Below are 16,437 nucleotides of genomic sequence, written 5' to 3'. Positions count from 1 at the left end.
ACGAACAGGCGTTTGACCCATGCCACACCGTTGGCGGTGGCCCTGCCGATGAGATTGCGGGCGATCTCCGCCGGCATGCTGCCGCCACCGTCGAGATGCACGGTGCCCGGCCGGTCGCCGAGGAGCACCTCCGCGGGAACGGTGACGTTCACGGTAACCGGCTGTCCGGCGGCGGCATCGCGGCCGGTCAACCGGGCGAACGCGGTGTCGGCCATGAGCTGCGGCCGGGTCCGCAACTCCTCATCGTGCCCGACCTGGGTGTCGGCGTGCTTACGGAGCGCGGCGTACGCGCCGACCCCTTGCGCCATCGGCAGCAGCAGCGACAACCGGGCCATCCCCTCCGGCAGGGGCCGCAAGGTGACGGTGCGGTCCTTCTCCGCCGCCGCGATCCGATCCACCGTCGCCTGCGCATCCAATCGGTAGGCGACCTGCTGCACCTTCCCCGCCAACTGCTTGAGCCCCAACCCCGCCAACACCGCCGGATCCGCACAGAGCTCCTCGTCGGCGCGTTGCCGGTCCGCGATGTCCAAGTGACTCAGGCCCGCGAGCAGAGTCGGGATCGCCTCCGGGGACAGGTCACCGTCGTAGAGCCGGGCCCGGGTGTGCGGCATGTACCGCTCCAACTCCACCGCCCGGCCCAGGAACCGGGCGGCGGTGTTCGGCGAGATGTGCAACGCGAGCGCGACCTCGGCGGCGACGCCCTGCTGCCACCGATCCTGCGGCACCCCCGCCGCCACCCGCTCACACACGCGTTGCCGCAGCAGATCCGCCGCCAGCGCGTACTGCTCCACCGCCAACCGGCACCGCCGGACTTCACTCGAACGCAACCGGTCCACAACGTCTACACCCGACGCCGCTTCGGGAGGCGGATCTTCTTCTACGACAGTGTTTTCATCCATACCAGGACGCTACCCGGACCCACCGACAAGTTTTCGAGGCAGCATATTCACATCGAACAACGAGACTGCCGGAGACGATGTCAGGCGCGCTGTGCCCGACGCAGTCGTCAGCTCGGCCAGCTGACGGCCCGGGCTTCGAGGATTCCGTACGGACGTCCTGGTACCTGTTTGCCCCAACACGTGAGTTGCTCGTCCGCTCCAGTGAGCGCGCAGCCGAAGAACTGTCCGACGGCCACCTTCGACGCCGCACTGACACCTACGACCTTTACTGTATCGAAGGTGCTCTGTGTGTTCCCGACGCCGAGTTGCCCCATCGCGTTAGCCCCTCGACACACGACCGATCCACTCGCGAGACCGCACACCAGCGGACTCGTCACCATCGGGTTCGTCATGACGTCACCGACGTTCGCCGCCGCGATGCCGAGATCCCGGACATTCCGTACACATTCTCCGCCGCCTTGTTCGATCCGGGATTCGCCAGCCGCAGCCAGTTCGCCGAGCCCCAACACGCAGGCTGTCGATCAGCGAGAGCGCAGGTCAGTTGATGACTGGTGACGATCGCGGTCACAGACGTTCCGAGGTTCTGCAGCTTGACCGGGGACTCGTTGGGAATCGAGTTCGTATTTCCCGTACCCGCCTCGCCCCCGCGGTTGTCTCCCCAACACCAGGCGGCCTTATCAGCAACTGCACACGATGTCCCCTCGGACGTCGTCACACTCGTGGCACCGGTGATTGTGCCCACCTTCTCCGGGCGGGTCACCTTTCCGCGCCCACTGTCGGATGTCCCCAACTTGCCCCAGCAGTAGACGCTCCCTGCACTGACAGCACACGCCGTGTGGTCCCCGACAGCGACATCCGTGACGTCGGATATCCCCTGAACACGTTGCGGCGTCGTCGACGAAAGCTGCGCACCGTCGATTCCTAGTTGACCGTTCGTGTTGTCACCCCAGCACCACAGGTCTCCACTCGCGACCGCGCAGGTGTTGACCCCGTCCGTCGCCACGTCGGTGACTCCGGACAGCCCCGGCACTAACTTAAGGCTCTCCCCACTCGTACCGGTCGTGCAGGCCAGAACTCCTTGTCGCGCCGCGCAATAGCCGAAATCGCTTGCCGCGAGCACTCCGGCTGAGGCGGAGTCCGCCGAATTCGTGGGGCGCATCACGTAGAACGCGGCTGCACCGGCGATCAGAACCACCACCGTGATGACCGCAGCGACGACGACCACAGTTCGATAGCGCCTTCTGCCGCGCTTCTCCGGACTCGGCGACGGTGCCGGCGGGGCAAGGTGGGCCTGCGCGAGATCGGGCCCTAAGGCTGGGACCGACGGCGTCGTGGTAGCTCCCCGAACGAGCGTGGGCGCGGAGGACGCGGCTCCGGCCTCGCCTTCCGCGAGCGCGGTCCTCAGCTCCGCGGCGAACGCCTCGCTCGACGCGAACCGATCCGCCGGCGACTTGGCCATCGCACGGGCAATGGCCGCATCCACCCGCGGGCTCAGCTCAGGGCGCGACACACGCACGCTCGGCACCGGCGCGGTCACCTGCGCCACGATCACGGCACCGGCATTCGTATTCGCGAACGGCACGGCCCCTGTCAGCAGGTGGAACGCAGTCGCCGCCAGAGAGTACTGATCCGACCGCGCATCCACCGGCAATCCCTGCAACTGCTCCGGCGAGGCGTAGCTGATCGTCCCCAGCGTCATCCCGGTGCCCGTCAGGTCCGAATTCTCCGCGCCCAGCCGCGCAATCCCGAAGTCCGTCAGCAACACCCGACCGGTCGAGCTCACCATGATGTTCGCGGGCTTCACGTCGCGATGGATCAAGCCCCGCGCACCGGCGAAATCCAACGCCGCCGCCACGTCGCCCACCACCCGCGCCACCTCGTCGACCGGAATCGGCGCGCGCCGCACCACCTCGCCGAGGTCCACGCCGTCGACGAGGTCCAGCGCGATCCACAGCCGACCGTCCGCTTCACCCCGGTCGTGTACGGCCACGATGTTCTGATGACTGAGCGACGCGGCGAGATCGGCCTCTCGCTCGAACCGGGCCCGGAACTGGGCATCGTCGGCAAGATTCGCGGCAAGTACCTTGAGCGCCTCGCGTCGCGGCAGTCGCGGATGCCGGGCCACGTAGACCTCGCCCATGCCACCCGCGCCGAGCCGACGCTCGATCACATATCCGGCGAATACTTCCCCTGGCTGCAGCATCGACACCCTCCCCGGACGAACGATAGCAGCGAGGTGTCCGCCCCCCATGAGCTGCGCGGCCACGGCGGCCCCCAGATACCCGTGGGCGGGCCCGCCGTGGCCGGCAGTGGATCACTTCCCGACGGCGCTGAGATCCTGCTGGTCGATCGTCGCGAAGGGCACGTGCGTGGACGCGTCGAGGATCTCCGCGATGTGCTCGCCCACCAGGTCGGCGGTCAGCTCCGTGTTCGCGTAGCCGCCGTTGAGTCCCAGCACGAAGCGCTTCACCGCGCCGCCCTGGGTCTCGAGTACCTCGCCGTTGATGGCACAGCCCGCGGAGGCGAGGTATGCGACGACCGGGCTGACCAGCGACGCCGGCAGGTTGTCGCGCATGAACTGCTTGAAGTCCTCGGGCAGGTCGGCCTCATCCGACATGCGCGACGCGGCGGTCGGTGCGATGGCGTTGATCTTGATCCCCAGCGGGGCGCCCTCGAAGGCCAGCGTGCGGGTGAACGCGAGGATGGCCCCCTTCGCCGAGACGTACGGGGTCTGCTCGGGGAAGCCGACGAGGGTCGGCGAGGTCGTGTTCACCACGCGGCCCTCGCCGCTGGCGATCAGGTGCGGCCACGCCGCGGCGGTGACTCCCGCGGTGCCGTAGAAGTGCACCTCCATGTGCTTGCGGATGGACGCCATAATGTCGCCCTCAAACGCGTGGGCCTGGTTGATGCCCGCGTTGTTGACGACGACGTCGAGCTTGCCGAACGCGTCGATCGCCGACGCGACGATGCCCTCCGGATTCTCGGACACGGAGTCGAAGTTCGCGACTGCCCTGCCACCGGCGGCGATGATCTCCGCCACCACTTCCTCCGCGGGAGCGGTGCTGGCGCCGGTTCCGGTCGCCGAGCCGCCGAGGTCGTTGACGACCACCGACGCGCCGAGCGAGGCGAGCAGCTTCGCGTGCGACGCGCCCAGCCCACGGCCCGCCCCGGTGACGATCGCGACCTTGCCCTCGAATGACACCATGTCCACTCCTTCATGCGAACGCGTCCACCGAAGGTGGAAGCAGCCTAGAATACTTTCTATATTCGTCACGAGCCTACGCGTCGAGTGCGCGCCTCGGACGGAAACGAGTCCACCCCGGCCGGTCCCGCTCCACGACCCGCGAACGCGCATAGACACCGCTCCATTATCGCCAACCGACGGAACTGATATCAATGTTGATAAACAATCGTCATACAGGACTGAATGGTATTTTTCGTCTGGGTTCGGCTGGGTTGCCGACGTTCGACCTGGAAGATTGCGTTAATCTCGGCCATCGTGGCCGGTCGATCGGCGACCAGCGACACGTGATAGTGAATCAGCGACTGCCGTGGCGGGCCCTGCGGGACCCGGCCGCGGCGGTCGAGTCGGACCAGGCGCATGGCGCCGCGGCGATGGGGTCAACCAGATGACTGGCAAGGCAGAACCTCGACGACGGAGCTGGAGTCTCAGCGGCTGGCCGATCGCGTGGCGCGTCGCCGCGGTCCTCGCGGTGCCCCTCCTACTCGCGACCATCCTGGGTGGATCGCGGATCTGGAGCGCGGTCGACGAGTCCGGCGCTGCCCGCGCGGAGGTGACCCGGGCGTCTGGGCTGCCCGACATCCTCGAGGCGTACGGCGCCACGGCGGTGCTCGGTGCCGCCCAGATCCCGCGCGCCGTGACACCCGACATCCTCGCGCGCACGGACCGCGCCGTCACGACCGTCCAGGGGCTGGTCGACGGCGGTTCGCTCCCGGAGGACGTGCAGCGTTCGGCGTCGGAGGTGCTCACCACGGTCAAGGAGATCCGGTCGGGCGGCACGTCGCCCACCCAATCGCCGCAGCACGTGGTGACCCTCCTGCATCAGCTGGAGGAGGCCGTCGTCGGCGTTCTCGGCGCGGCGATCGGACCGATCGACGACGCGGCGGTGCGGACCGAGAACGACCGCCTCGCGGCCATCCTCGCCGCCCGCACCCTCCTGCTCGACGAGTCCGTCTCGTTCCTCCAGACCCAGGCGTCCCCCACCTACCCGCGCACCGAGTACCTCGGATACCAGGGGGCGGAGCGCTCGGCCCTACAGCGGCTCGCGGGCCGCTACCCGGCGAACGACGCGCGCATCGCCGAGCTGAACTCCCTTGAGCAGCAGCGCGCGCAGTGGAACCCGGCCACCACCAAAGCCACCACCGTGCGAGAGCAGGGCGTTCGCTCCTCCGAACTGTTCCAGACTCTGTCGACCGACGCCGCGAACGCCATCCGGACCGCCGTCGACGAACGGGCATCCGCGGCCCGCACCAGCGCGATCCGCGACACCGCGATCGTGCTGCTGGCCCTCGCGCTGGCCCTCGCGGTCGCGGTCGTCGTGGCGCGCTCGATCACGCGGCCGCTGCGCACCCTCGAGGATGCGGCCCGCCGCATCGCTCACGAGGACCTGCCGGCCGAGATCGACCGGATCAAGCACGGGGAGGCCGTCGACGGTGCCCTGGCCGGCGTGCCGATCGACACGCAGGACGAGATCGGCGAGGTCGCGCGCGCCGTAGACGCCCTGCACGGCGAGGCGGTCCGGCTCGCGGGCGAGCAGGTCGCGCTGCGGACGCAGGTCGATGACATGCTGGAGACGCTCGCGCGGCGCAGCCGCGGGTTGGTGGACCGGCAGCTCGAGGTGATCGAGTCGATGGAGTACGACGAGAAGGACCCCCGGGTCCTGGACCGCCTGTTCGCCCTCGACCACCTCGCCGCCCGCATGCGCCGGTCCAGCGACAATCTCCTCATCATCGCCGACAAGCGCACCCGCGGCGGTGCCGCGCCCGCCGTGCCGATCTGCGAGGTCCTGCACGCCGCCACGTCCGAGGTCGAGGAGTACCGCCGCGTGCGGCTCGCGATCAGTCCGCCGGGCTCGCTCGCCGAGCCGGCCGCGACCGACGTCGCCCACCTCGTCGCCGAGCTGCTCGACAACGCACTTCGCGCCTCGCCCCCGGACTCGGACGTCCAGTTCGTCGTCGCCGAGGCGGAGGACCGCGGCATGCTCGTCGAGATCGTGGACCGCGGCATCGGCATCCCGCGGGAGCGGCTCGCCGCTATCAACGAGGGCCTCGAGCAGGGGCGCGAGCTCACGCCGGAGGCGACCCGCCAGATGGGACTGCTGGTGGTCTCGCGGCTCGCGAAGCGCCACGGCGTCCGCGTCCGGCTGCACCCCACGATCGACGCCGCCCGCAATCCCGGGATCACGGCCACCGTGCACATCCCGGCGCACTTGATCGTGCCCGCATCGTTCGACCCGCAGAAGCCCTCGGACGCCGACGACGCGAAGTTCGCGAGCAGCGATGACGCGCCCCTTCCGGTCCGGGTGCCGCAGGGCGAGCTCGCCGCCCAGGAGGAGCCGGTCACGGAGCCGGCGGCGAAGCCGGTCACGGAACCGGCTGTCACCAAGGCGATCCGAACGCCGTACGTCACGCCCGGTCCCAACGGCTCGTCGTTCGTCACGCTCGACTTCGAAACGCGGCCCGTCCGCACCGCGGGTCCCGGGTTGCCGCAGCGCACGCCCGGCGGCTCGCTCCCGGCCGCGCAGCCGCAACCCGAACGGGCCCGGCCCGCGCAGGCCCAGCCCGTGGAGCCGCAGGCCCTGCATCCCGCGCACGCCGCGGCTCCGGTTCCGGCTCCGCCCCAGGAACCGGCGCCGGAGCCGGCGGCCGTCGGCACTCCGATCTTCGACGGCATGGTGTCGGCGTGGCTGACGGATCCGAACGAGGCGGTGTGGGGCCCGCCCCCGGCATTCGATTCGATAGCCGACATGGGCTGGACCGCCGCACGCGACGCATCGCAGTCGGCGGCGGATCGCACCGCGAACGGCCTTCCGCATCGCCGTCCCGGGCACCGGTTGGTCCCGGGCGCGGTCACGACCGCGGCCGCCCGGACTGGCACTCGCGACCCCGAGTCGATCCGCGCCTCGCTCAACCTGCACCAGCAGGGCGTGCGCCGGGGCCGGGCGCACGCCGGCAACGACGGGACGCAGCGATGACGGCCGCGACGCCGCCCGGCGAGCGCCGCCTCGACTGGCTGGTGTCCAAGTTCGCCGACGAGGTCTCCGGGGTGGCGCACGCGGTCCTGGTCTCGGCCGACGGCCTGTTGATGGCGGCCAGCCGGCAGCTGCCGCTGGACCGCGCCGAGCAGCTGTCCGCCGTTTCCTCGGGCCTGGCGAGTCTCTCGGTCGGGGTGTCGACGCTGTTCGACGGTGGCGTCGTCCACCAGTCGGTCGTCGAGATGGAGAAGGGCTTCCTGCTACTGATGGCGGTCGGCCAGGGCTCCTACCTGTCGGTGCTGACTACCGCGACCTGCGACATCGGCCAGGTGGGCTACGAGATGGCGCTGCTCGTCGATCGAGTCGGCGAGGTCGTCGCGGCCACGCCGCGGTCGGCGACCGGGCGCTGACGCCGTCATGACCGATCCAGACCGACGGATCCCGCGCCTGGTCCGGCCCTACGCCCTGACCACCGGCCGCACTCAGCCGAATCTGAGGTTCGGGTGGGAGGCGACCGTCAAGCGCCTGCCGCGGGCCGACGACCTGCCCCGACCGACGAGCGCGGTCGGCAACGTGATCGTGGAGATGACCCGTGAGCTGATCTCCATCGCGGAGATCTCCGCCCGAGTGGGCACTCCGCTCGGCGTGATCCACGTCCTGGTCGCGGATCTCGTCGCGACCGGCCACGTCCGTGTGATGGCAACCCTCGAGGCGGATTCCAGCGACGCAGTCCGCCGCGACCTGATCGAAAGGGTCCTCAGTGGACTACAGCGAGCCTGATTCGACTGCTGTCACCTCGGCGAAGATCGTCATCGCCGGCGGGTTCGGTGTCGGCAAGACCACGCTGGTCGGATCGGTCTCCGACATCGAGCCGCTACGCACGGAGGCGTTGGTCACCGACGAGAGCTCGTTGGTCGACGACCTGAGCGCCCTCCCGCGCAAGGACACCACCACGGTGGCCATGGATTTCGGCCGGATCAACCTGGCCGAGGACCTGGTGCTGTACGTGTTCGGCACGCCGGGCCAGAACCGGTTCTGGTTCATGTGGGACGACCTGGTGCGCGGCGCGATCGGCGCGATCATCCTGATCGACACCCGCCGGCTCGACGACAGCTTCGCGGCCGTGGACTACTTCGAGTCGAAGGGGCTGCCGTTCGTGGTCGCGATCAACGAGTTCGACGGTGCCGCCCGCTACCCGGTGACCGACATCCGGCAGGCGATGGCGCTGCCCCCGGAGGTGCCGATCATCGCGATCGACGCCCGGGACCGCGACTCGGCAAGGGGGGCGCTGATCACGCTCTCGCAGTACGCGCTCGCCTCGCTGCCCCCGCTCCAGCCCGCCACGGGCTGACACCCGCCATGCCCCTGGGACTGCGATCAGCACACCATCAGCTGCGCGGCGACAGTGGCGCCGAGGTTCCAGCACGCCTCCAGGTCGGCCTTCGTGGGCTTGCCCGAGACGACGACGTGAGGCGTGACCCGCTCCCAGCCGAGCCCGGCCGTGATCGAGTCCACCGCCCGCTCGGCCCCCTCGGTGCCCTCGTTGCCGTGGACGTAGAAGCCCCACGGCCTCCCCCGCGTCGAGTCCAGGCAGGGGTAGTACACGGTGTCGAGCCCGTGCTTGAGGGCACCGCTGATATAGCCGAGGTTCGCCGGAGTCCCCAGCACGTAGCCGTCGGCCGCCAGCACGTCGGCCGGTGACAGAGTGAGCGCCGCCCGGCGCACGACCTCCACGCCCTCGATCTCAGGATCGGTGGCCCCGGCGATCACCGCCTCGAACATCTCCTGGCAGTGCGGAGACGGGGTGTGGTGAATCACCAGGAGCACGGCCATCAGCGGGACTTCTTCTCCAGCGCGACGGCTTTGGTCATCCAGTTCCGCGCCCGAGAGCGGTCGCCGGCGTAGTCGTAGGCGCGGGCGAGCCGGTAGGTGGTCACCCAGGAATCGGGATCGGCCTCGTACTCCGCTTTGACCTCGGCGAACAGCGCGTCCGCGGCGTCCCGTTGGACGCGCCCGGACGGCATCGTCGGCAGGTCCGAGACGTCCAGGTCGCGCCCCAAAGCCTTCGCAGACGCGGCCAGCCTCTGGTGCGCGTAGCCGTTGCGCAGCACCGACCACAGGATCCACAGCCCCATCACGCCGACGAGGACCATGCCCACCGCGAGGCCGATGTTCGCCGCCCCACCACGGCCGGCGATCATCGACGCCCACACGCCGATCAGGCCGATGTACAGGAGCATCGCGACGGCGAGGAACCCGATGACCAGGAGCTGCCCCAGGTTGCCGCGTTCGCGCTGCGTCATGCCACTCACAGATCCATGAACGGCTCGATGCCCACCGTCAGGCCGGGCCGCGACGAGATGCCGCGCACCCCCAGCAGCACACCGGGGACGAACGAGCTGCGGTCGAGCGAGTCGTGCCGGATGGTCAGCGTCTCGCCCTGGGTGCCCAGCAGGACCTCCTGGTGGGCGACGAGGCCGGCGACGCGGACGGAGTGCACCCGGACACCGTCGACCCGGGCGCCGCGCGCGCGGTCGAACTCGGCGGAGGTGGCGTCGGGCATGGGGCCGCGACCGGCCTCCTCGCGGGCCTCCGCGATCAGCTCAGCGGTGCGGCTGGCGGTGCCGGACGGCGCATCGGCCTTGTGCGGGTGGTGCAGCTCGATGATCTCGACGGAGTCGAAGTACTTGGCGGCCTGCGCGGCGAAGCGCATGCACAGGACGGCGCCGATGGCGAAGTTCGGCGCGATCAGCACGCCGACCTCGGGCTTCTCGGCGAGCCACTCGCGCACGGTGTCGAGACGGTCGTCCGTGAAACCGGTGGTGCCGACCACGGCGTGGATCCCGTTGTCGATGAGGAACTTCAAGTTGTCCATCACCGCGTCGGGGTGGGTGAAATCGATCACGACCTGCGTGTTCGAGTCGAGGAGGCCGGTGAGCATGTCACCCGCGTCCACCGCCGCACTCAGCGACAGATCGTCGGCCGCCTCCACTGCGTCGACCATCGCGCGGCCGACCTTGCCACCGGACCCCAACACACCCACGTTCAGCATGCGCCCGACGATACCCTGGCCGAGTGACCGCCCGACCAGACGTTCCCGACGCGTGGCTCGACCGCCTCGCCGGCATCCTCGAGGCCTTCCCCGAGTGCGTCGCCGACCGTGCCTGGGTGGGCACGCGCTGGCGCGTCCGCGGTTCGACGGTGGCCCACGTCTTCGGCGGGGAGGACCAGCGGTTCCGGCTGATCTTCCGCGCGGAACCGGGCGAGGTCCCGGCGTTCGAGAATCTCGGGGATCCGTACTTCCGGGTGAACTGGGGCGAGAGCACCGTCGGGATCCTCGTCGACGAGGCCACCGACTGGGACGAGGTCGCCGAGCTCCTCACCGACTCCTACTGCGTGCAGGCGCCCGCGGCCCTCGCGGAACTCGTCGAGCGCCCGCCGGTGGCCGGGCCCTAGGGTTGCCCGCATGGACGTGACCATCCGCACGTGGAACGAGGGCGCCAGCGGTGCGCCGTGCTTCGATCGCTCCGACCACGCGGAGGTCGTCACCGCGGAGAACGCGCTGGCGCGAACGTCCGGCCTGACCTGGGTGGACGTGCTGGACCCGACGGAGGCGCAGTTCGCGCCGCTGGCCTCGGCGCTGCACCTGGACAAGCTGGCGGTGGAGGACGCGCTCACCGTGCACGAGCGCCCGAAGTCGCTGCGCTACGGCGAGATCCTGTTCGTGACCGCCTACACGGTCACGGAGGACGGCTCGACGAGCCGCATCTCGATGTTCCTGTTCGCGCACGGCGTGCTCACCGTCCGACTGGGGCTCGGCTTCGACGTCGAGGGCGTCGCCGACGCCATCGCGGAGAACGCCGACCTGCTGCGCTTCGGCCCGCACGCCCTCGAGCTCATGCTGCTCGACGCCGTGGTCGACGGGTACACCGCGCGCATCACGGCGGTCGACGAGAAGCTCGACGACGTGGAGTCGATCCTCTTCGACAACCGCTCCAGTGACCGCGTCTCGCAGATCGCCTTCGAGTTGCACAAGAACGTGGGTGAGCTGCGCCGGATCGTTCTCCCCATGCGGGACGTGGTGGGCTCGCTGCTGCGCCGCGTCTCCGCGGCGACGGAGAAGCACGACCTGCTCCCCTACGCCGAGGACGTCTACGACCACACGATGCGCGCCGCCGACTGGACCGAGGGCCTGCGCGACGCGGTGGAATCGGTCCGCTCGACCAATCTCGCGCTCGTCGACAACCAGCTCAACACGGTGATGAAGAAGCTCACCAGCTGGGCGGCGATCATCGCCGTGCCCACGGCGATCACCGGCTACTTCGGCCAGAACGTCCCGTACCCGGGGTTCGGCAAGGAGTGGGGCTACTGGCTGAGCCTGGTCATGATGCTGGCGATCGCAGGCGCCTTGTACACCGCGTTCAAGCGCCGTGGCTGGCTCTGAGCACTGCTCGCTCGCCGAGCGCGACGGCGGTGACGCGCCTACTCTCGGAGGATGACCGGATCGTCCGATTCGCACCCGCGATGGCACCCGCTCGCTCTGCTGATCTCACTCGCCGCGGTCGCGGTGGTCGCACTGCTGGGCGGCCTGGCGTCCGCGGACGCTGCCGGCGAGTACGCCCGACTGGCCCAGCCGCCGTGGGCCCCGCCCAGCAAGCTCTTCGGTCCCGCGTGGGGCCTGCTGTACCTGCTGATGGCGATCGCCGCGTGGCTGGTCTGGCGACGGACCCCGTCCTGGCGCAGCCGGGCGATCCGGCTCTACGCCGTGCAGTTGCTGGTGAATCTCGCGTGGACGCCGCTGTTCTTCGCGCTGGAGCTGCGCGCCGTCGCGCTCGGGGTGATCGTCCTGCTCGACCTGCTGGTGATCGCGACCATCGCCGCGTTCAGCGCGGTCACGCGCACCGCCGCGGCGCTACTGGTCCCCTACCTGGGCTGGATCCTGTTCGCCACGGCGCTCAACTACTCGATCGTCATGCTCAACTCCTGACCCGCCGCGGGGCCACCAGTTCGCGGTGCCCGCGATCCGCATGAAGGCCGGCAGCAGCACGAGCCGCACGAGCGTCGCGTCCAGCAGCACCGCGATCGCCAGCCCCACGCCGAGCATCCGCATGAACGAGACCTCCGACAGGCCGATCGCCGCGAACACCACGGCCATCAGCAGCGCCGCCGCGGTCACCACCCGGGCGGTGCTCGCGATGCCGCGGGCCACGGCCTCGTCGTTCGCCTCGCGGTCCCGGCCGGGCGCCGCCCGCCACTGTTCGCGGATCCGCGAGAGCAGGAAGACCTCGTAGTCCATCGACAGCCCGAAGGCGATGCAGAACATCAGCACCGGCATGTCCGCGACGAGGTGCCCGGTCACCGTCGTACCGAGCCCGCCCAGATGACCCTCCTGGAAGATCCACACCATCGCCCCGAAGGTCGCCGACAGCGACAACACGTTGAGTACCAACGCCTTCAACGGCAGCAGCACGCTCCCGGTGAGCAGGAACAGCAGGATGAGGGTGGTGACCGCGATCGCCCCCAGCACCCGCGGCGCCGCGCCGAGGATCGAGTCCACGGCGTCCCGGTCCGCCTGCGCCGCACCGGCGAACAGCGTCGCCCCCGGCGCGGGCACGGCGCGCAGCGCGTCGAGCTGCGCGCTCCCCTCCCCCGACCGCGGGTCGTGCTCCCCCGCCACCGTCAGCAGCGCCCGCCCGCCGGATCGGGAGGTCGGGTCACCGTCGGCGATGCGTTCGCCGCGCAGCCACGTCCCGTCCGGACCGACGACGGGGCCGGTGATCCGGGACAGTTCCCGGGCGTAGTCCTCGAGGCCCGACGGTGCGCCCTCCACCACCACGAGCACATCGGCGGTCGGGTTGGGGCGGAAAGCCGTTCGCAGGTCGTCACCCACCCGGTGCGACGATGCCGCGGTCGGCAACGCGCGGTCGTCCGGGTAGCCGAGCTTCGCGCCGAGGAAGGGCGCGCCGAGCGCGAGCAGCGCCACCATGACGGCGATCGCGAGCGGGACGGCGCGGCGCTGCACGGCGCGAACCATGCCGTACCAGCGGGATTCGTCGGCGCGCCGCGGTCCGCCACCCACCCGGAGGCGGTCGATCCGGTCCCCCAGCAGAGTCAGGATCGCCGGTGTCACCAGCACGGTGGCGCCGGCGGTGAACGCGACGACGACGATGCCGGCGTACGCGAAGGACCGCAGGAAGTACATGGGGAAGAGCACCATCGCGGCCAGGCTCAGCCCGACCGTCACGGCGGAGAAGACGACGGTGCGCCCCGCCGTCGCCATCGCGGCGACGACCGCCTCCTCGCGGCCCCGCTCGGGCACCTCCTCGCGGTAGCGGCTCACCACGAGCAGCGTGTAGTCGATGGCCAGCGCGAGGCTCATAGCGGTGATGAGGTTGAGCGCGAACACGGAGACGTCGGTGGCCTCGGCCACGAGCCGCAGGAGCCCGGAGGTGGCGATGATCGCCGCGATCCCGATCACCACCGGCACGGCCGCGGCGACGAGACCGCCGAAGGCCCAGACCAGGACGAGGAAGGTGAGCGGGAGCGCGATGAGCTCGGCGCGCACCAGATCCCGCCCCGACCGGTCGTTGATCTGCAGGTAGGTCATCGCCTCGCCGCCGGCGTCGACCCGCACCCCGTCGGGTGGGCGCGGCAGGGAGTCGACGATCGCCCGCGCATGGTTCGGCGCCTCACCGGTGCCGCCGGCGATGCTCGCCACGACCAGGCCGGTGCGCCGGTCGCCGGAGGTCACCGCGCCGCCGCGGCGGGGTCGGACCACGCGGAAACGGCGGACTGGACCGCGGGTGTCCGCCGTAGCCGTTCGGTCACGGCGCGCCCGTACTCGGCGGCCGCGGCATCGGAGGCCTCCGCGTCGCTGCGTACGGAGAGGACCAGTGCGGACCCGCCGCGGTGGAAGTCGTCCGACAGGATCTGCTGCGCGCGAGCGGATTCGGCGCGCGGGTCGGTGCTGCCACCGCTCTTGAGCGCCCCGCCGACGCCGGCCCCGAGAACGCCCAGGACGACGAGCAGCAGCACCGCCGCGCCGAGCACGGTGCGGGGCCGCGCGATGACCCACCGACTCAGGCGCGCGATCACAGCGCCGCGAGGAACGAGCGGACCTCGTCGAGGCACCCCGCCCGCCGCATCCGTTCGTCCTCGAAGAGCACGAGGAAGTCGGCCATCTCGAAGTCCGGATCGTACGAGGGCATCCCGCACACGACGCCGCCGTAGCGGACGGCGATCCGGATGGTGGGCGGCACGAGGTCCTCGTCGGCGCCCTCGGGCCGCGGCAGTGCGGCGAGCGGTACCCCGTCGACGGCGACCGGACGGATCGGAGTGGCGCGGACGTCGCCGTCGGCGAGTGCGTGGTTGTCGGCGAGGAAGCCGAGCGCAGCGCGGACGAGCGCGGCGCGGGGGTGCACCCCGTCCTCCATCCGGACGGACATGCAGCCCATGGCGAACCGGAACCCTGCGCGCTCGTAGAACGCCAGCAGTGCGATCCGCAGCAGCACGGAGACCACGCCGCCGCGGTGGTCCGCGGCGATGGTCGCCCGGCCCCACTCGGCCACGTCGTCGGCCATCGCCGCGAACGCCGGGCTCAGGTCGAACATGCTGGTGGTGAAGACCTCCCGCTCACCGCGCGGCGCCGGCAGGATGATCCGGTAGCAACCGACGATCTCGTCCGTTGCGTCGTGCCGTACGAGCAGATGTGCGCTGTAGTCGTCGAAGCGGTCCACGTCGATCAGCCGGCCGAGGCGCTCGCTGAACACCGCGCCGGGCAGCGGCGCGCCCAGCTCGGTGGAGAAGGCGTCGTACCGCAGGGCCTGCGCGCGTTCGACGTCGCGCGGATCCTGCGCCACGAACACGGTGAAGGGGGTCCGTTCGGTGGCGCGGAACAACACGGTGCCCGCGAGCGAGGTCTTCCGAGACGTCATGGCGCTTCTTCCTGATCCAGCACGCGGGCGATCTCGCCCGCGCGGACGGCGACAGTGGACAGCAGCGTGGTTCCCAGGCCGTGGCCCGGGAGGTCGGCGCCCTGCACGTAGAGCCCGGGGACCTCGCGGCCGTCGATCACCGCGCGGTGCGAGCGCGCCACGCGGACCTCGGCGCCGGGCGGTGCGATCCCGCCCAACCCGCTGAGGCCGCCTGGCTCGAACCCGGTGGCGCACACCACGGCGTCGAACACCGTGGTGCAGGTCTCCCCGGTGGTGAGGCGCCGCAGCGTGACCTCGACGCCTCCCGGGCCGGACCGGACGGCGCTCACCTCAGTGGTCCGGTGTACGCGCAGGCGCCGGGGCCCGGTGACCGCCTCGCGGTACCAGCGGTCGTACAGCTCGTGCGTCAGCGCGTGCTCGACGGCCGCGTAGTTGGTATTGCCGTGCCGGCGCAGCAGCTCGGTGCGGACCTCGGGCGCCGCGGCGTCGAACTCGTCGACCACGTCGGGATCGAAGACCTGGTTCACGAACGGGCTCTCGTCCACGGCGGCCAGCCCGAAGCCGTGGAAGGCGAGGTCGACCGCCGCGCCGGCGTCGTGCAGGTGGATCGCCACCTCGGCCGCGGACTGGCCGCCTCCGACCACGAGGATCCGCGCGGCGGGCAGCCCGCCGGGGAGTTCACGGGCGAGGTCGTCGAGCCGCGGCACCAGCTCGATGTTGTGCAGGATCCGGTCCGTGTCCGCCTGCGCCCGAGCCCATTCGGGCAACACCGGGCGCAAGCCGCGCGCGACGACCACTGACCGGGCACGCGTGGTGCGCTCCACGCCGTCGGGGCCGCGGTGCCGGACGGCGAACCGCGCACCGTCGGCGCTCTCGGACAGGTCGGTCACCTCCTGCCCGTAGGCCACCACGTCGGTGAACGACGATGCCGCCCAGGCGAGGTAGTCGGCGAACTCGGCCCGCTCGGGGGTCAGGACGGCGCGGTTGACGAAGTCCACGAGCCGGCCACGGGCGCCGAGGTAGGCGACGAAGGAGAACGGGCTCGTCTGGTTCCGCAGCGTCACGAGGTCCTTGAGGAACGCGATCTGCATCGAGGTGCCGGGCAGCAGCATGCCCGGGTGCCACGCGAACTCGGGCCGTCGCTCGAGGAACCGGACCGTGCGCCCGGGGACCGCGATCTCGCCGAGCGCTATCGCCAGGGCGAGGTTCGCCGGGCCGAACCCGACGCCGAGCACGTCGACGCGATCCCCATCGACATCCGCCCCTGGACTGGAACGCATCGTGATCTCTCATCGCCGGTGCGGACGCGTGAGTCGCCGACCGCCTGGACGGATAGTACTCCCGGAAAGATCACGTACACCGCTTTAAATAACCCCTGTTACAACAGGT

17 protein-coding genes are annotated in these 16,437 nt (G+C 70.6%); 7 read left to right on the top strand and 10 right to left on the bottom strand.

From position 1 onward, the window contains the following. From ABZX10_RS04225 to ABZX10_RS04215, 3 genes are all read right to left on the bottom strand, one after another. The coding region (locus ABZX10_RS04225; RefSeq protein WP_355534824.1) for a DUF222 domain-containing protein at positions 1-791 on the bottom strand (791 nt) is incomplete at its 3' end. A gap of 496 nt (positions 792-1,287) precedes the next feature. After that, the gene (locus tag ABZX10_RS04220) at positions 1,288-3,102 is read right to left on the bottom strand and encodes a protein kinase (RefSeq protein ID WP_355534867.1); all 1,815 of its coding nucleotides are present in this window, start codon (positions 3,100-3,102) and stop codon (positions 1,288-1,290) included. 111 nt (positions 3,103-3,213) lie between these two features. After that, positions 3,214-4,104, bottom strand: a complete 891-nt coding sequence (locus ABZX10_RS04215; RefSeq protein WP_355534821.1) for an SDR family NAD(P)-dependent oxidoreductase — start codon at positions 4,102-4,104, stop codon at positions 3,214-3,216. 424 nt (positions 4,105-4,528) lie between these two features. Between ABZX10_RS04215 and ABZX10_RS04210 the strand changes: the two genes are divergently transcribed. The 4 genes from ABZX10_RS04210 to ABZX10_RS04195 are packed head-to-tail and all read left to right on the top strand — an operon-like array spanning position 4,529 to position 8,465. Further along, positions 4,529-7,114, top strand: coding sequence for an ATP-binding protein (locus ABZX10_RS04210; protein ID WP_355534819.1), 2,586 nt, complete (start codon positions 4,529-4,531; stop codon positions 7,112-7,114). Beyond that, positions 7,111-7,524 (top strand): roadblock/LC7 domain-containing protein, encoded by a 414-nt coding sequence (locus ABZX10_RS04205; protein WP_355534817.1) that lies wholly within the window; start codon positions 7,111-7,113, stop codon positions 7,522-7,524. Before ABZX10_RS04210 ends, ABZX10_RS04205 begins: the two co-directional genes overlap by 4 nt. 7 nt (positions 7,525-7,531) lie before the next feature. Then, on the top strand, positions 7,532-7,894 hold the full coding sequence (locus tag ABZX10_RS04200; protein WP_355534815.1) for a DUF742 domain-containing protein: 363 nt from the start codon (positions 7,532-7,534) through the stop codon (positions 7,892-7,894). Then, positions 7,875-8,465, top strand: a complete 591-nt coding sequence (locus ABZX10_RS04195; protein WP_355534813.1) for an ATP/GTP-binding protein — start codon at positions 7,875-7,877, stop codon at positions 8,463-8,465. Before ABZX10_RS04200 ends, ABZX10_RS04195 begins: the two co-directional genes overlap by 20 nt. Before the next feature lie 26 nt (positions 8,466-8,491). Here the strand turns inward: ABZX10_RS04195 and ABZX10_RS04190 are convergent, their stop codons facing one another. Genes ABZX10_RS04190 through dapB form a run of 3 tightly spaced genes read right to left on the bottom strand, consistent with a single transcriptional unit; the run spans position 8,492 to position 10,166 of the window. Beyond that, positions 8,492-8,947: a flavodoxin family protein gene (locus tag ABZX10_RS04190; protein ID WP_355534811.1), complete on the bottom strand. Its 456-nt coding sequence runs from the start codon at positions 8,945-8,947 to the stop codon at positions 8,492-8,494. Then, complete coding sequence (locus tag ABZX10_RS04185) at positions 8,947-9,417, bottom strand: hypothetical protein (protein ID WP_355534809.1); 471 nt, start codon at positions 9,415-9,417, stop codon at positions 8,947-8,949. Before ABZX10_RS04185 ends, ABZX10_RS04190 begins: the two co-directional genes overlap by 1 nt. A 5-nt stretch (positions 9,418-9,422) precedes the next feature. Next, positions 9,423-10,166: a 4-hydroxy-tetrahydrodipicolinate reductase gene (gene dapB / locus ABZX10_RS04180; RefSeq protein ID WP_355534807.1), complete on the bottom strand. Its 744-nt coding sequence runs from the start codon at positions 10,164-10,166 to the stop codon at positions 9,423-9,425. Between the two features lie 23 nt (positions 10,167-10,189). Between dapB and ABZX10_RS04175 the strand changes: the two genes are divergently transcribed. The 3 genes from ABZX10_RS04175 to ABZX10_RS04165 are packed head-to-tail and all read left to right on the top strand — an operon-like array spanning position 10,190 to position 12,101. Beyond that, positions 10,190-10,570: an MmcQ/YjbR family DNA-binding protein gene (locus ABZX10_RS04175; RefSeq protein WP_355534805.1), complete on the top strand. Its 381-nt coding sequence runs from the start codon at positions 10,190-10,192 to the stop codon at positions 10,568-10,570. A 10-nt stretch (positions 10,571-10,580) separates the two neighbouring features. Continuing rightward, on the top strand, positions 10,581-11,558 hold the full coding sequence (locus ABZX10_RS04170) for a magnesium transporter CorA family protein (protein ID WP_355534803.1): 978 nt from the start codon (positions 10,581-10,583) through the stop codon (positions 11,556-11,558). 51 nt (positions 11,559-11,609) lie between these two features. After that, the gene (locus ABZX10_RS04165; protein WP_355534801.1) at positions 11,610-12,101 is read left to right on the top strand and encodes a TspO/MBR family protein; all 492 of its coding nucleotides are present in this window, start codon (positions 11,610-11,612) and stop codon (positions 12,099-12,101) included. Here the strand turns inward: ABZX10_RS04165 and ABZX10_RS04160 are convergent. The 4 genes from ABZX10_RS04160 to ABZX10_RS04145 are packed head-to-tail and all read right to left on the bottom strand — an operon-like array spanning position 12,027 to position 16,328. Continuing rightward, positions 12,027-13,892: an MMPL family transporter gene (locus tag ABZX10_RS04160; protein WP_355534798.1), complete on the bottom strand. Its 1,866-nt coding sequence runs from the start codon at positions 13,890-13,892 to the stop codon at positions 12,027-12,029. The genes ABZX10_RS04165 and ABZX10_RS04160 overlap by 75 nt on opposite strands. Then, positions 13,862-14,209: a hypothetical protein gene (locus ABZX10_RS04155; RefSeq protein WP_355534796.1), complete on the bottom strand. Its 348-nt coding sequence runs from the start codon at positions 14,207-14,209 to the stop codon at positions 13,862-13,864. The genes ABZX10_RS04160 and ABZX10_RS04155 overlap by 31 nt, the downstream gene beginning before the upstream one ends. Beyond that, a complete protein-coding gene (locus ABZX10_RS04150; protein WP_355534794.1) occupies positions 14,206-15,048 on the bottom strand; it encodes a GNAT family N-acyltransferase in 843 nt (280 codons plus the stop codon). Before ABZX10_RS04150 ends, ABZX10_RS04155 begins: the two co-directional genes overlap by 4 nt. Next, entirely contained in the window at positions 15,045-16,328 is a 1,284-nt protein-coding gene (locus ABZX10_RS04145; protein WP_355534792.1) for a SidA/IucD/PvdA family monooxygenase, read from the bottom strand. Before ABZX10_RS04145 ends, ABZX10_RS04150 begins: the two co-directional genes overlap by 4 nt. Between the last annotated feature and the right edge of the window lie 109 nt (positions 16,329-16,437).

It is taken from the genome of Tsukamurella sp. NPDC003166 (assembly GCF_040611135.1).
Lineage (GTDB): Bacteria > Actinomycetota > Actinomycetes > Mycobacteriales > Mycobacteriaceae > Tsukamurella.
The sequence above is the reverse complement of the archived record's forward strand: the minus strand, read 5'-3'. Positions and strand labels throughout refer to the sequence as shown.

Excerpts from the sequence above, each read along its gene's own strand:
- ABZX10_RS04220 (WP_355534867.1), bottom strand. The coding sequence starts at position 3,102 with ATGCTGCAGCCAGGGGAAGTATTCGCCGGATATGTGATCGAGCGTCGG.
- ABZX10_RS04215 (WP_355534821.1), bottom strand. The coding sequence starts at position 4,104 with ATGGTGTCATTCGAGGGCAAGGTCGCGATCGTCACCGGGGCGGGCCGT.
- ABZX10_RS04210 (WP_355534819.1), top strand. The coding sequence starts at position 4,529 with ATGACTGGCAAGGCAGAACCTCGACGACGGAGCTGGAGTCTCAGCGGC.
- ABZX10_RS04205 (WP_355534817.1), top strand. The coding sequence starts at position 7,111 with ATGACGGCCGCGACGCCGCCCGGCGAGCGCCGCCTCGACTGGCTGGTG.
- ABZX10_RS04200 (WP_355534815.1), top strand. The coding sequence starts at position 7,532 with ATGACCGATCCAGACCGACGGATCCCGCGCCTGGTCCGGCCCTACGCC.
- ABZX10_RS04190 (WP_355534811.1), bottom strand. The coding sequence starts at position 8,947 with ATGGCCGTGCTCCTGGTGATTCACCACACCCCGTCTCCGCACTGCCAG.
- ABZX10_RS04185 (WP_355534809.1), bottom strand. The coding sequence starts at position 9,417 with ATGACGCAGCGCGAACGCGGCAACCTGGGGCAGCTCCTGGTCATCGGG.
- dapB (WP_355534807.1), bottom strand. The coding sequence starts at position 10,166 with ATGCTGAACGTGGGTGTGTTGGGGTCCGGTGGCAAGGTCGGCCGCGCG.
- ABZX10_RS04170 (WP_355534803.1), top strand. The coding sequence starts at position 10,581 with ATGGACGTGACCATCCGCACGTGGAACGAGGGCGCCAGCGGTGCGCCG.
- ABZX10_RS04165 (WP_355534801.1), top strand. The coding sequence starts at position 11,610 with ATGACCGGATCGTCCGATTCGCACCCGCGATGGCACCCGCTCGCTCTG.
- ABZX10_RS04150 (WP_355534794.1), bottom strand. The coding sequence starts at position 15,048 with ATGACGTCTCGGAAGACCTCGCTCGCGGGCACCGTGTTGTTCCGCGCC.
- ABZX10_RS04145 (WP_355534792.1), bottom strand. The coding sequence starts at position 16,328 with ATGCGTTCCAGTCCAGGGGCGGATGTCGATGGGGATCGCGTCGACGTG.